Below are 14637 nucleotides of genomic sequence, written 5' to 3'. Positions count from 1 at the left end.
GAGCGCGTTGAGCGTGTCATAGGCGCCCACCCAGCCGTCCTTGGGCGTGCCCTCCTTCTTCTCGAAGCCCAGCTCCAGGGGCTGCTTGGGCGCGCCAGTCTTGTCGAGCCGCGAGAAGTTCGCCTCCGCATCCACCGCCTTGAAGAGGTCTCCGTCGTCGGAGAGGCCGTGGCGCTCCATCAGGTGCTCGTCCACGTGGTCCGCCACGGTGAAGAGGCCCCAGAAGCGCCCGTTCACCATGAGGACCGCGCTGTAGGTCTTCACCTGGATGTGGTCCGGCGACATCCGGTTCCACAGGTCGAAGGCGAGCCTCGGCCTCAGGTATGAGTTGTCATTGAAGCTGGTGATGAGCACCACGCGGCGCCGGCCGGTGAAGCCTCCAGCTTGCTCCGGCTCGTTGAACGGGTCCTCCTCGGCGAATTTGAAGACGTAGTTGCGCTTGGGGAAGATGCTGGAGGTGGCCCCGCGGTACTTGGCCTCGATGGTGTAGCGGTGCCCCCGGTAGACGAGCTGCGCCGGGCGGTAGCCACCGGCCGTCAGCGTTCCCTCGAAGGAGAGGTGGAACACCGGCAGCCCGTACTCCTCGGTGTACGTGAGCGGATCCACCTCGCGGATGTTGCCTTGGGCCTGGAAGTTGTCGGCCACGCCCACCTTGAGCACACCCGTCTCGCCCGTGCTCTGCTCCGTGACGGTGAGCCGCCACACGGCCGCCTGGGCCTTGCCCGGCGTCCACCGCAAGGTGCCACTCGCCTCGTCCACGGTGGCCCCGGCCGGCAGCGGCGACACGGTGAAGCGCACCCCCGCCGCCGAGTACCCCGTGCCGCAGCGCAGCGTGACCGTCAACGGCTCGCCCTCCTGGAGCCAGTACGGACCGGCGCCCGTGGGCGCGCACACCGTGGGCTTCGGAGGTGGAGGGCTCGTGTCGGGAGCGGGGCCCTCCGCGACAGGGGGCGGCGCATCGACCACGGGTGCCGGTGACTCCGGCGTCGTGGGCACCGGCGCCGGAAGGTCCACTCCCGGCCCGGGCGTGTCTCCCTTCTGCCCCGAGGGACCACAACCCCATGCCGCGAGACACACCACCAATGCCAGGACGCCCTGGACACTCCAGCCCCTGCCCGCCATCGCCCCCACCCCCGCCCGTACGCCAACGGAAGGAATAACCATTCCGTGACGCGGAGGACAGGGGCACGTCCTGGGGTCCGAGAGCGTGAAGTGCCCGACGGAACCGCCCTCCCTCAGGGCACGTCGACCAACTCGGACACCGTGTCCACCTGGCGCACGCCCGGCATGCTCTGCTTCTCGGAGGAGACGTTCAGGGTGATGAGCGCCTTGCCCCCGTTGACGTTGCCGATCGTGGCCGCCGTGCCCGCGGGCTCGTAGATGGCAGGGCTCCGGGCAGGCTCGCGGGAGGTGAAGACGTCGAGTGTCTCACCCACGGCGATCTGCGTGCGCGCCGCCCCACCGGACTGGAGGGCCACCTGGGCCGGGCTCACGAGCCCCAGCCCGGTTCCCGGAACCAGCCCGTCGGCCCCGAAGTAGGTCACCGTGAAGCTCGCGTCCTTCAGGTTCACCACCGCGTCGCCCACCGAGCTCTGGAGCGCCATCTTCACCTGGGCGCCTTTCACCACATCGGGGCGCGAGGCCTCGGCGGAGACCAGCCGCAGGTTGCCCGTCGAGACGACGGCCTTCACATAGCCGGGGATGTCCAGGGTGGCCACGCCCGTCTGGGTGCGACACCCCTCGTACTTCCAATTGAGGGTGATGCGGCCGGTATGGGGTTTGGCCTCGGGGAGCCGGAGCTCCGCGAGGTTCTTCGCCCGCCAGGCGAAACGCAGCTGCCCCTTGTCCGTCACGACGCCGCCCGCGTCCAGCTTCTGGCCATTGTGCTGCTGGGCGAGCAGCTCGATGCTCCGCGGCGAGCCATCCACCAGCTCCTCGAAGCGCAGGCTGGTGACATCCACGCTGCTCGCGTTCGTCATCTTGAGCCTGGCACGCTCGTCACCGTGCGCATCCGGCACGTTGATGCCGAGCAGCGACAGCTTGCCGCTCGCGAGCACGGGCAGCGACCGCACATCCTCCGAGGCGGGCTCCAGGGTGACGGTGATGTCCGGCTCCGGATCGCAGTCACCAAACGAGAAGCACCCCGTCATCAGGGTGGCAGAAGCGGACAGCAGCAGCAGGCGGGTCTTCATCGGGTCATTCCTTGAAGGGAAAACAGAGCCCCCGCCACTCCCGTCGTATGGGAGCGAGCAGGGGCCCGGGGTGCTTCAGTCACGAGAGCGCGAAGGGCCGACTCACTGGCCCATCTGGAAGGAGCCCTCGGCCACCAGCAACACCTCCACCGCGGGCGTCGCCCTGGCACCGAAGGCCGACAGCACGGAGGCCTGCGCCCGCACCGCCGTCGAGTACGCGTGGTAGGCCTCGGCCGTCTTCGTGGCCAGCAGCGTGACGTCCGCGCCGCCCGACGTCACCGTCGTCGAGGCCGCCGCGTCCAGGGACGCATCCAGCGTCGCCGCCGCCGTCACCGTCGCCTGCACCGCCGCGCTCACCGCGAGCTGGTTCGCCACGCTCACCCCGAGGTACTGCCCCAGCACGGTGGTCTTCACGTCCGCCCCCGTGGCCACGCTCGCGCCGAAGTTGGCGAAGGCCTGCGCCGCCGCCGCCGCCGTGGTCGACGCACGCACCTGGCTACGCAGCGAGGTGCTCGCCGTCGCCGCCTGCTGCTTCGCCGCGTCCGCCGCGCCGGCCGCCTCCAGGACGGCCTTCAGCGTCGCCTCCGAGGTGCGCGCCTCCAGCCCCGCCGAGGCCCGCAGTGCCGCGTCCGCCAGCGGCTTCGCGTCCTCGGACGACAGCCGCGCCTTCACCGTGGCGCGGAAGGAGGCGCTCGCCGCGCGCTCACCCTGCGCCTGCTCCTGCGCCTTCGCGCCCACCCGCTCGGCCGCCGCGCGCAGGTCCGCGTGGAACTTCTCGTAGGCCTGCTCCACGCCGGTGCCCGCGTCCAGCGCGACGTTGAGCGCCGCCGCCGCGGCGACCTCCTGCGTGAAGAGGGCCTCCTGACTCGTCTGCACGCCCGCCTTCGCGTACATCTCCAGCTCGGCCTTCTGCGCCGAGCGCACCGCGTCGGCCAGCGCCTTCACCCGCGCCTGGAAGGCGTCGTTCGTGGAGGCGCCCTGCCGAGCCGCCGCCGCCATGTTGGCGTTGATGCGGGCGCGCACGTCCACCATGTCCACCGTCTCCGCCTGGGCCCGGTCCGCCATCATCTGCGCGTAGATCTCGGCCTCCAGCGAGCTCTCCCCATCCATGGGCGGCGCCACCGCGTCCGAGCCCTCGCTAGTGGCCTCCAGCAGTGCCGACGCCACCACCTGGCCCGAGGCATCCACCGCCTGGAGCACCAGGCGCTCCTCACCGGCGGGCACGTCGAGCGTGTACTGGCCCTGGGCCTCCAGCTTGCCCTCGGCCACCATCGTCAGCTTTCCATCCTGGCCCACCGTGCTGGCGCGCACCTGCGTCGCCGCCGACACCGTGCCCGAGCCCCCCAGTGGAATCGCTCCCGACACGAGGCCCTGCGACTGCGTGCCCTCCCCGTCCGTCACCCGCCCCTTCACCTGCACCGTGTTGCCACACCCCGTGCCCAGGCCCAGCACCACCACCGCGGCCCAGAGGTTCCGAAGCGTCGTCGTCTTCAAGGTTGTCTCCTCACCTACATAGGCGCCACGTCCGGCTTCCGGCCAGTCCCCGGAGCGGGCGCTCGCAGTTGTTTGAACGAAAGGCCGGCCATTGGATCACCGGCCTCGATGTAGGGGAAGCACCTCCAGAGCAGGGGCTCGCTCGTCCTCTCGTCCATCAGGAGGGAGAGCGGGGCCGGTCGTCTCATGCACGGTCAGAGCGCGGTGCAGTCGAGGCGTACCGGCTTGTGCTCCAGGGCTTGCCGGATGCCGCTGTAGACCACACCGCTATAGGCCAGCCCGATGTGATCGACGACGATGGACGGGCATTGCTCCTTGTCCTGCACGAGCACGTTGCACTTCAGCTCCTGACCGGCCGAGTTCTTGCGAGTACAATTGTCCATGAACGCAGCCGTGTACGGCGTCACGAAGAAATCGGGAGTGGTCACGATGCTCGTGTAATAGATGGGATCGTCCGGGGGCCGCTGGTTGATCTCGTTGATGAGGGTGGAGCCCTTGATCAGCTGGGGACAGACCTCGGACTGCCTGTCGCTCCCGTCACACTTGAACAGCAGCGAAGCCACCAGCTCCAACGCGGAGCCATGCTCCACGGTGACGCCTTGATGGGGTGAACTCAGGGTGATGAGGCTCTCGACGGAGCCGGGGCCGAAGTCATGGACATAGGTCCGTGAGGTGATGCCGCCCTGGCTGTGGCCGATCAGGTTGACCTTCTCCGCACCCGTCCGAAGCAGCACATCCGCCACCTTGTACTTGAGCTGCTGCGCGCTCTTGTGGATGTCGATCAATCCCAGCTCGGGGAGCTCGAAGAACTCGACGGTGTAACCGTCCGCCCGGAGACGGGCCTCCAGGACCCAGTAGAAGATCTCGCTCGCCATGGTTCCGCCCACGATGATGACCGGATACTTCGGGGTCACCGTCGGTGCCGGTACCGGTGCCGGAGCCGGGGCCGGGAGTGGGGCCGGCACGGGGGGCATGGTGATGTCGCACGACACCACGCTGGCCTGTGCGGTGCCCGGGTTGGGGATGGCGGGCGGATCCGCCGCCAGACAGGCCCACGAGCCATCCGGCTGGAGCCCGTGCTGCACCATGAACTCGGCATGGACGGAGCCCTTGCCGGCATAGGACAGCTCGCACCCTCCGCCCATCACCTTGCCCGAGGACGCCTTGGCATAGGACTTGGGATAGGTGGACACCGGGGACTTCGTTCCCTGGGTCACGGAGCAACGAAGGGCGGGCTTCGAGCTGAGCGCCGCCACCTGGGCGGGCTCCACCGCCACCTTGCAGCCGACGAGCCAGGCCTCGACCGTGGCATCCTGACCATGATTCGGCGGGTCGGCCGCCTGGCAGAACCAGCCCTTGCCATTCAGGGAGGGTTTGGAGACCACCACGTTCTCGGCGTGGATGGAGCCATTGCCTGCGTGCGAGCTGTCGCAGCCGCCGGAGACGACGGTATAGCCATCATCGATGAGCGCCTGGGTGAGTGACACCTCGGAGGACGGGTTGCGGGAGGGACCCATCCTCTTGGAGAGCGCCGTGCACTGCAGGCGCAGGCTGCTCACGTTCGGATGACTGGCCTTGCAGTAGGTGACGGAGGCCTTGGCCCAGCCCGGGTTGGAGACGAACGCCGGATCCGCTGCCTTGCACCGCCAGCCGTGCTCTCCATCGGGGGCGTTCTGCACCATCACTCCGGCATGCACGGAATCAAAGCCGAAGCGCGACACCTCGCATCCACCGCCCACCCGGACGTAGCCCAGCTTCTGTTTGTCGAGGGGAACCGTCGCCACCGCCTTCGGGTTCAACATCGTCGTCACGCTCGTGGAGGAAGGGGCTGGGGCCCGCTCCTGCGTCGTCTGACAATCGAAGGTGACCTGCGCGGCGGCCGTCGAGCCGATCAGCAGGCACGTGACGGCCAGACCCAGATATCTGCTCTGGAGGGATTTCATCGTGGGTCTCCAGCCTCTCAGCGCGCGACTTCGCGCAGTGTGATCTCGTAAATGACCGTGGCATTCGCGGGAACCTTGCCGGGAACGCCCTCGGTGCCGTAGGCCAGCTGCGGGGGGATGACGAAGCGGTACTTGCTGCCCACGGGCATGAGCTGGAAGGCCTCCGCCAGGCCCTTGATCCCATCACTGACGCCCATGACGGCGGGCCGACCCAGGGCCGCGGAACTCTCGAACTCCGAACCGCCCACGATGGAGGCCGTGTAGTCGAACACCACCCGGTTCTTGGGACCGGGGCGCGGATTCGGAGAGGTGGAGAGGACCTCGTACTGGAGGCCACTCGGGGTCGTGACCACGCCCTTCTCCTTCTGGCGCTTCGCCAGGAAGTCCTGTCCCGCCTTGCCGTACTTCGCCTTGTCCGCCTCGATCTTCTTCTTGCGCTCCTGGAGCAGCGCGGCACGGGACCGGTCACGTGCCTTGATGAGATCCGCGGCGCTCAGCAGCGAGGGCTTTCCCTCCAGGTTGTCCCGGATGCCCTGGAGCAGGGCGTTGATGTCCAGGTCCGCGTTCGCCTGTTTGAGCGAGGTCGCGACCTCCTGGCCGAGGGCGTAGCCGTTCTGCGCCTTTTCCGTCGAGAGTTGTGCCGCGGGTTGCGCTATCGCCGCGGTCGCGGTCGCGAAGGCGCAGAGAAAAACGAAGCCAATCCGTTTCATGTTGCCGAACTCCTGGGGGTTGAGTTGTTGCGTCCGTGCATCACAGCAAGAGCCGAGCCAGGGTCCGTCGCGGCACACCGCCACCCAAGTGGGCAGGCGCAGGACGGTTGGGCTCAGGGGGAGAGGGAGTACGGAGGAAGGCGGATACGTCACAGCGGCCGGCTGACACGTCAGCCGGCTCGGTGGGGTCTGTTCCTCGCGGGCACCGGACTCACAGGCGTTGCGGCCTGTGGTGGAACCGCGGCCTATGCGCGACGACGGCGGAGCACCGCGAGCCCACTGAGCGCCAACACCAGCATCAGCGCCGGCTGGGCGCCACCTGTCGAGGTGCAGCCACTCCCCTGGAACCAGGCCTCGTCCAACACCGTGGTGTCGTGGGGGTTGGAGGTACTCTGGAACCCCTCCCAGCTCGCGTCGGCGGTGAGCTGGTGCGGGCCGGCGGAGAGCGTGGTGTCGCACGCCCACGCCCCCTGGGCATCCGCCTTGGCCGTGCAGACGGTGTTGTCCTGCTCGTCCTTGACGGTGACGTCGGCACCTGGATGTGCGGTGCCCGTGACAGTCACACCCTTGCCCTGCACGGTGGGCGCGGGTCCGGTAATGACTGGCGGGTCGATGCCGTCGCGCCGCGTGAGCAGCACGGCGGACGAGGAGCCCGAGGTGTTGCCGGCCTCGTCCGTCGCGGTGGCGGTCACGGTGGAGGGACCCACGGGGAGTTCCGCGGTGCAGTTCCAGATGCCTTGGGCGTTGGCCACCACGGTGCAGACCGGCTGGCCGTTGACGCGCACCGTGACGGTGGAGCCCGGATCGGCGGTGCCGGTGAGGGGGGTCCTCTCCTCATAGACCACCGTGCCCCCCGCGGGCGAGGTCACCACGGGAGCGCAGGTCGGCTCCTCATCGACCGTGACGGTGATGTTCACATGGGAGGTCTGGTTCACCGTGGTGGTGACCGTGTTGGACACCACCGAGCCGCCAGAGGCGAAGGTGGCGCCGCTGCCACCCGCGGTCACGTTCATGTAGACCGGCCTGTAGCGCGCGGTCCCGCTCAGCTTGAGCGTGTAGCCCGCCGCCCAGACCGGAAACTCGACGGTGCCGTCCGCAGCCGACACCGCGGAGACCGGCTGGCCATTCGCATCCAGGATGGGAGTGCCAGCGCTGTCGAGCAGGAACACCGTGGCCCCAGCGACCGGGCCGCCGTCAACCAGCGACACCACGGTGGCACGCAGGCGGGTGCCGCCGCAGTTGTCGAAGGTGGGGGTGTTGGGGGTGACGGTGGAGTTGAGCACCTGGTCGGTGAAGGCGTTGACGCCGGAGCCCGTGGTGAACGAGCCCTTGGCCGTGACGGCGGTGGACACCTGGCTGGGAGGGGCCGTGCTGGCCAGTCCGGGCCCGGTGGGGCAGGTGAGGGCCGGCACCGCGAGGTCCCAGCACAGCTGCGGGGGAGAGCCGGTGGTAACGCGGAACTCGCCCACGGGTACCACGCTGGTGTCGGTGAAGCCCTCGGCGGCGATGTCGAAGGTGGGCGTGCTCCCCACCACGGAGGGCGAGAGCGCCGTCAGGTTCACGGAGGGGTCCGCGGCAGACAGCGGCAGGTCGGTCCACCCGGCAACGGGGACGCCGTTGGAGTCGCGCACCGTCAGCCTCGCGGAGGTGTACTGGGTGGGGTTGGGCGCGATGAGCTTGAAGGATTTGTACTGGTAGACGCGGTCCTCCGGGTCGCAACTGAGCCGGGGAACGGCGACCGAGGCCTTGAAGGAGATGCGGGCCGGCCCACCGCCGCAACCCTGGGCGCCGGTGCTGATCTTCCAGTTGCGGATGACGCCGTCATCGCCGTTGGTCCACAGGCAGTCCGGATCCTCGGGGTCCAGGTTGGACGTGTAGAGGGAGTTCACCGCGATGGGGAAGGCATCCGCGCACTTGGCATCGGTGGCCATGTCCCAGCAGGTGGTCTTGTTGCCGTTGATGCTCCAGACAGCCTTGGTGCCGGCGCTGTTGGCGCTGCCCATCTGGAAGAACGTGGTGTTGAGGCCCACGACAGGATTGCCGGTGAGGTGGGTGATGAAGTTCGGCGGCAGCGTGTGCGCGGAGCCGTCCAGCCCGAAGCATCTGGTGTCCGCGCAGATGTTGCGGATGGCGCCGTCCGCGCTGCGCGGGGCCCACACGGGGCTGCGATTCACAGGCTGGGGCCAGGAGCCGGGGCACCGCTCCCAGGTGGTGCTGTCGTAGCAGTCCAGTTTCAGGTTGGCGCCGGGCAGCACATGGAGCTTGTTGGCCACCGCCTTGAGGCTGGAGTGTTCAACACTGCCGTTCTCAGGCAGTGCCAGCCCGGGGCATTCGGTGCCGGTGGCCATGTCCAGGCAGGTGATGCGGGTGACGCCGCCGCTGGCGAAGCCAATGGCGTACAACTTCCGGCCAATCACCACCGGGTCCACGTGGTCGTTGTAGGTGCCCCAGGACACGGCGGTGGACGCCGCGTGCTCGGAGAGCACCACCGGCGTAGTGCAGCGCGCGGAGGTCGCCAGGTCCACGCAATCCCAGGCCAGCCGCGGAGAGGAGCCGGTGGTGGTGGTGGGGTGCCAGAGCTTGTTGGACGCAGCGTCGATGCGGCCCGTGGAGCGGTGGCTCGTCTGGGTGAGGGCCATGGGGAAGCCCGGGCAGGCGGTGGAGTCCGCCAGCTTGCGGCACATCAGCGTGGCGGGGCCGTTGTGGTGGTGGATGTTGAAGACGCGGGTGTACGCCGGGTCGAAGATGACGTCCCAGCCGTCACCGGCGCTGCCACCCGAGAAGGACGGGGCCACCACCGCCACGGGCGCGTTGACCGTGGAGATGAGGGCCTGCCGGTCGCCGTCCACGGCCTCCACCATGAGAGAGCCGGTGGTGACGATTCGCGAGACCCGCGCCCACTCGCTGGCGGTGACCGGGGCCTGGGCCAGCTTCGTGCCGCCCGCGTAGTAGTCCAGGCTCCAGTCCTGGGGATAGGTGGGCGCCTGGCGAATGCCGTGGACGTTGGGATCCCACTGCGCTTCCACGGTCTGGGAGATGGTGCCCACCACCGCGGCGGGCGGCAGGGTGGCGACGTAGGAGTAGACGCCCCCATCGAAGGTGCTGGTGGCGGTCAGGTCCGTCTGGGCGAGCGACTGCTCGGAGGTGGGGGCCACGTCCGGCCGCGCGCCAGACAAGCCGGGCTTGTCGCTACAGGCGAGGCTCAAGAGGAGGGTACAGACGCTTGCAATCCGCGCCACGCCAGGGAGCGCGCGCCGTGAGGCCTTGCTGTTCATGTGCATGGGTTCTTGGAGATGAAAGAGAAAGGGGTGGGGTTACTCACTGACGGAGTGGAACTCGGTGCGGCGGTTCTTCTGGCGGCCTTCGGCGTCATCGTTGCTGGCAATGGGCTGGTCCGGGCCGTACCCCTTCGCCACCAGGCGGCTCGGCTCCACGCCCTTCTGGATGAGATAGAGGCGCACCGCCTCCGCGCGGTCCTGCGACAGCTTGATGTTGTAGTCGCGCGCACCGCGGCTGTCGGTGTGGCCGCTGATCTCCAGCCGGGCCAACTCCGGGTGTTCCTTGAGGATCTGGGCCACCTCGTCGAGCAGCGGGAAGGATTCGGCCAGGATCTGCGACTTGCTGGTGGTGAAGCGCACCTGATCCCGGATCTCGATGCGGTTGCCCTTGAGCTCGGCCAGCTTCGGGGTCTTGTCCTCGGGGGGCGGGGTGGGAGCGGGAGGAGGAGGCGGGGGCGGGCAGCCGCGCTGGGCGGCGTCACCGGCCTGCTCCGGGCAGGCGTCCGCCGCATCGGGGATGCCGTCGTGGTCGGAGTCCGGTGGCGGAGGGGGCGGCGGGGGCGGGCACTGCGGAGCGGGCGGCGCGGGAGGACAGATGGGGGCGGCCGCGGGCTCCGACGCCAGGAGGGGCTTGGGCTGCTCCTTCACACGCTCCTTGGGGAAGGGGCGGAGGGAGAGCCCGGCGAAGGCGCGGAAGGACGGGTTGCCCGGCATCTTGCCAATGCCAGGACCGGCCAGCGCGAACACCTCGAGGTTGCGGGGCAGCGGATAGCGGGCGCCGACCATCACCTCGCCGGCGCTCATGGTCTGCGTGGCCGCGATGAGGGCGCGGGCACTCACCTCGCCGCGCAGCCCGTCGCCCAGCGTGGTGGCGGTGACTCCCAGGGTGAGGTAGCTGCCCACCTGGTCGATGATCCGAGGGGAGTAATCGGAGAGCCGCTCGCGCCGGCGGACCACGGCACCCGCCTCCGCTCCCACTCGGAACAGCGAGCCGAAGTCATGGCCGAACCCGACTCCAGCGTTGAAGGCGAGCCCCGCGCCCGGGTCTTGCGACAGCCCGGTGCTGCTGCCCAGGGGCAGGGAGAGGGCCAGGTTGAGGCCGATATCGCCCAGCGCCGTGGGCGACTGGCGCGCGAGCACGATGCGGCCCTGCAGCAGGGGCGCGCCCAGCACCGTGCCCGCGACCGGAGCGATGCCCTGGGAGGACAGGTCGTCGCCGGCCTGGGAGAGAATGACGGGCAGTTGCAGCGCCACCTCCACGTCGTCGGTGAGGCCGTACGCGACGCCGAGGTGGCCGCTGAAGCGGCGGCCGATGACGGCACCCTGGCGTACACCGCCGCGCACGAACACCAGGGGGTTGCGCTGGTACTGGGCGGCCAGGGAGAGGCGCAGGTCCCCCGGAGCCAGGATGTCGCCGGTGCTGAGCAGCAGCGAGTGCTGGCCACCCGGGCTGAGCGAGACCTGCTCCAGGTCGAAGGCCTTGACGGGAGTCGTCTGCGCCAGCGTCGGAGAAGCGGCGAGCGCTCCTACCAGGAGCGCGGCCCGGGGGTTCACGGACGGCTTGGGGAGCATGAGGACTGCTCGGAGAAACGCACGCATGGACAGCTCCAGGACTTGTTGACAACCCAACGCCCAAAGCAATCTCCAGGCCATCCCGGGTTGGCTTGTCCTTCGTGTCACGGCGGGTGTCGCGGGGGCCTTGATGACCTGCCTCCACGTGGCAGGCGCCATCGACGTCCTGCTCCGCGTTGCTCGGCGGGGGACCCACCTGTTGCCTCGCGGCCGGGGACTCCCCCTTCGCGTCAAGGGAGTAGGCAAACCGCGTCAGAAAGTGACGAGTTTCCCCTGCCGCTCCTCAGGACACCTCGGCGTGGCCCTCCGGCACGGCCATTGCTCAAGGGCCGGCCCACGAAACGTTGCAGTCCGCGACCCTCTCAGGTGAACCGATGCAATCGAGCAGGAGCAGAAGCCGCATTCTGAAGTGGTTGGCAGGCGTGGTGCTGTGCATGTCGGGCCAGGCTCAAGCAGGAGCGCCTCCCCGGACGGCCAGGCCCCGGAGCCAACCGTGTCAGCAGCGCCAGGAGCCCGAGCGGACCGTCTGGCCTCAAGGGACCCACCTGTGGGGGACCTGGCGCCAGGTGGAGCAGGAGGAGACGAGCAGCGTGCTCACCTCCGTCTCGCTGGGCAGCCTGCAGCTCGCTGGGGGCGAGAAGAAGCAGCCGCGCCTGGATGGCGGCCGCCTCTTGGCTCCCGGGGTCACGCTCCAGAACCTCACCGGTGCCGTGCTCCAGGGCACCTCCAGTGACGGGAAGCCCGTGAAGGTGGCGCTCTGCGGCGCCGAGCCCACGGCCCAGGATGAGAAGATGGTCTGGTACCAGGTGGAGATCTGGAATGCCACCAGCGAGGCCTGGGAGAACCCGTGCGTCGCCACCAGCCGCATGCGCCACCCGCGGGCGCTCGCCGTGCCCGGGGTGTGGGATGCGAGCGGCGCGCGCCAGGACGTGCCGGGCCGCTTCAGCCTCGCCTGTGAGAATGGCGCCATCGCCAAGTGCGTCAACTGGGGTTACAAGCCCTGGGCGCTCAAGGACGGGCGCCCGCTGACGGAACTTCATCAGGCCTGCACGCGCATGGCGCGCGCCGACTACTGCGGAGACGGCCGCAGCCACACGCACCAGAACACCTTCATCGACATGTATGACAGCCTCGGCTTGTTGGCACCCACCACCCAGGCCATGGCGGGCTGGGATCCGGCGCGGGCCTCTTTCGAGGCCGCGTGGACCGCCGAGGGCGCGCAGTGTCTGGCGCGCACGCGCGATGGGCGCAAGCTGGAGTCGGTCCTGGCCGAGTGCCCGGGGCGCTTCGAGCCAGTCGCCGAGGAGCTAGGCCAGGGGGATCGCTGCACCCATCGCCGCAAGGGCTCGGACGCGAAGACGGTGCTGCTGCGCAACCGCTCCTACCATTGACGCGCCGGCCTACGGCGCCGGCCAGGGGGCGCAGACACGCAGCCCCACGACGACATCCCGCATGGTGGGGGTCCCCGCCTGGCGGTTGGTGACGAGCGCGCCCACCTGCTCGAAGTACCAGGCGCCTCCGCGCAGGACGATGCCCCCCAGCTCCCGCGTCTGGGGCTGGGTGGGCTCGAAGGCGTTTCCAGCCATGTCCAGCACCCCGAAAGGGCTCGCGGACGCAGGGTGGGAACCTGCCTCATCGGGCCCGAAGGCGTCGGGCCGGCGACCGTACGTCACATCGATGTTGGCATCATCCGGCTGGAGGCGGTTGCCGTGGGGGTACCTGCGCCCATCGGCTCCTCGGGCGGCGCGCTCCCATTCGTACTCGCCGCACAGGCGGGCCCCCGGCAGGCGCCCGGAGCGGTCCAACCAGGCCAGGTACCCCGCGGCGTCCTCGGGGGAGATGCCCGTCAGCGGCAGGCGGCGCCAGTCCACCTCGCCGCGGTGCGTGCGGCCCGGGTAGCGAAGAGGCTCGCCGGCCCGCGCCGTGAGCACCGCCCCGTTCACCAGATGGAGGGAGAAGCTCCAGTCACCGCCGGGGAGCTGCCGCAGCGCGAGCGCTCCGCTGTTGCCGAAGCTCGGCTTTTCGAGCAGGCGCCGCGCCGGAGCATCGGCGGGCAGCGTGTCGAGGTACTCCACCCACTCGCCCAGGGTCACCTCGGTCCGCCCGATGAGGTAGCCCTCGCGCAGGCAGACGCGGCGCAGGGGCACGCTGCGAAGGAACTCGCGAACCTCCTCGGCGTCAGCGCTCCCGAGCAACGAGCAGCCCGGGGGAATGTAGACCGTGCCCTGGGGCACCGCGGCGGGGAGCTGCAGGTGCACGCGGGCCTGCTCCCCCCGCGCGAGCACCAGGGGCAGCTCCACCGGCACGCGGCCCTCCCGCGTGAGGCGCAGGTGGTAGGATCCCGCGGGCAGCCGCAGCTGGCCGATGGGGGTCACCTCGAGCGCAGCGAGGTCCGGCAGGGGCTGGCGCCGCAACACGCCGTGGTCGTCCACGTAGCGCAGCACCTCCCCCCTCGCGCCCGGTGGCTCCGTGACCAGCTCCACCGTGGCCGGGGCCTCCACCCGCGCCCGCCACGGAGAACTCCCGCCGTCCATCCGCCGCAGCCGCTCCACGAGCTGGGTGCTCTTCTCTGTTTGATGGAAGCCCTCGGCCAGGAGCAAGCGCGCATGGGTGAGTTCCGCGTACAGCCGCTTCACCTCCGGCTCGTCGCGTTCGTGTTCCAGGGCTTCTTCCAGGGCCTGTTCCGCCTGGGTCTGCGTGGCTTCGGCGCGCGCCAGCTCCTCCAGGGACATCCGCCAGACCTGCTCGGCCTGCTGCCATTGCCGCCGGGAGGACTCCTCGCCGCTGGCGTCGGCGGCGGGTGGGATCTCGAACAGCGCGAGCGCCTCCTCCCGGCGCGCGAGCGCGCTCTGGGCCTGGCGCTGGCCCTGTGCGTGTGCCTGCCTGGCGGCGTCCAACCGCTCCTGAACGAAGCGCTGGCTGGCCCGGTACGCCTGCAGACGCGGCACTCCGTAGATGGCGGCCGCCCCCAGCAGCAGCACGAGCACCGCCCCCCAGCGGCGCAGGCTCCGCCGCCTCACGGCGCTCCGGGAGGACTGGAGGAAGGCCTGCTCCCGGGGGCTCAGCTCCTCCGCCTGGAGGTGCCGCACCGTGTCCAACTGGCGCTCCCCCCAGAGGAACGCCTCGGCACGGGCCATGCGCTCCCACTCGGCGCTCGCCACCTCCACGCGCTGGCGGAGCACTCGCTGGCTGTCATCCTCCTCGAGCAGGGCCCGCAGCGTGCCCCAGCTCGCGATGAGGGCCTCGTGGGCAATCGCGAGCCGGGCCCCCTCCCCTTCCGTGCGCGCGTGCAGCAGGCGCCCCTCCATCAGCGCCCGCAAGGCGGTGCGGGCCTCCGGCGAGGCCGAGGTGAGCTCCTCCTCGCTCAGCTCCGCGCGCGTGCCCTCGGCGGTGACCAGCCGCACCAGCATGCGCGCCGCGGCCTGGCGCTCGGGCTGGCTCAGCCGCG

The 14637-nt window shown here is 69.9% G+C and carries 9 protein-coding genes; 1 reads left to right on the top strand and 8 read right to left on the bottom strand.

Features of this window, described 5'->3' with window-relative positions:
- From VF794_RS13470 to VF794_RS13440, 7 genes are all read right to left on the bottom strand, one after another.
- On the bottom strand, window positions 1–1122 hold a 1122-nt coding region (locus tag VF794_RS13470), incomplete at its 3' end, for a CotH kinase family protein (RefSeq protein ID WP_331110384.1).
- A gap of 113 nt (window positions 1123–1235) precedes the next feature.
- On the bottom strand, window positions 1236–2192 hold the full coding sequence (locus VF794_RS13465) for a hypothetical protein (protein WP_331110382.1): 957 nt from the start codon (window positions 2190–2192) through the stop codon (window positions 1236–1238).
- Between the two features lie 102 nt (window positions 2193–2294).
- A complete protein-coding gene (locus tag VF794_RS13460; protein WP_331110380.1) occupies window positions 2295–3686 on the bottom strand; it encodes a hypothetical protein in 1392 nt (463 codons plus the stop codon).
- Window positions 3687–3880: 194 nt separating this feature from the next.
- Window positions 3881–5629: an esterase/lipase family protein gene (locus VF794_RS13455; RefSeq protein WP_331110378.1), complete on the bottom strand. Its 1749-nt coding sequence runs from the start codon at window positions 5627–5629 to the stop codon at window positions 3881–3883.
- Between the two features lie 17 nt (window positions 5630–5646).
- Window positions 5647–6339, bottom strand: coding sequence for an FKBP-type peptidyl-prolyl cis-trans isomerase N-terminal domain-containing protein (locus VF794_RS13450; protein WP_331110376.1), 693 nt, complete (start codon window positions 6337–6339; stop codon window positions 5647–5649).
- Window positions 6340–6584: 245 nt separating this feature from the next.
- On the bottom strand, window positions 6585–9614 hold the full coding sequence (locus tag VF794_RS13445; protein WP_331110374.1) for an Ig-like domain-containing protein: 3030 nt from the start codon (window positions 9612–9614) through the stop codon (window positions 6585–6587).
- Window positions 9615–9653: 39 nt separating this feature from the next.
- A complete protein-coding gene (locus tag VF794_RS13440) occupies window positions 9654–11189 on the bottom strand; it encodes an OmpA family protein (protein WP_331110373.1) in 1536 nt (511 codons plus the stop codon).
- A 590-nt stretch (window positions 11190–11779) separates the two neighbouring features.
- Between VF794_RS13440 and VF794_RS13435 the strand changes: the two genes are divergently transcribed.
- Window positions 11780–12580 carry an ADYC domain-containing protein gene (locus VF794_RS13435; protein ID WP_331110371.1) on the top strand — a complete coding sequence of 267 codons (801 nt, stop codon included), beginning with the start codon at window positions 11780–11782 and terminating at the stop codon, window positions 12578–12580.
- A 9-nt stretch (window positions 12581–12589) separates the two neighbouring features.
- Here VF794_RS13435 and VF794_RS13430 read toward each other — a convergent pair.
- Window positions 12590–14637 (bottom strand): SUMF1/EgtB/PvdO family nonheme iron enzyme (locus VF794_RS13430; protein WP_331110369.1); only part of this gene is annotated, 2048 nt, incomplete at its 5' end.

It is taken from the genome of Archangium sp. (assembly GCF_036389735.1).
GTDB lineage: Bacteria > Myxococcota > Myxococcia > Myxococcales > Myxococcaceae > Archangium.
This window is presented reverse-complemented; position numbering and strand designations above follow the sequence as displayed.

Bases quoted from the DNA above. Each gene is read 5' to 3' on its own strand.
- VF794_RS13465 (WP_331110382.1), bottom strand. From the start codon at position 2,192: ATGAAGACCCGCCTGCTGCTGCTGTCCGCTTCTGCCACCCTGATGACG.
- VF794_RS13455 (WP_331110378.1), bottom strand. From the start codon at position 5,629: ATGAAATCCCTCCAGAGCAGATATCTGGGTCTGGCCGTCACGTGCCTG.
- VF794_RS13450 (WP_331110376.1), bottom strand. From the start codon at position 6,339: ATGAAACGGATTGGCTTCGTTTTTCTCTGCGCCTTCGCGACCGCGACC.
- VF794_RS13445 (WP_331110374.1), bottom strand. From the start codon at position 9,614: ATGAACAGCAAGGCCTCACGGCGCGCGCTCCCTGGCGTGGCGCGGATT.
- VF794_RS13440 (WP_331110373.1), bottom strand. From the start codon at position 11,189: ATGCTCCCCAAGCCGTCCGTGAACCCCCGGGCCGCGCTCCTGGTAGGA.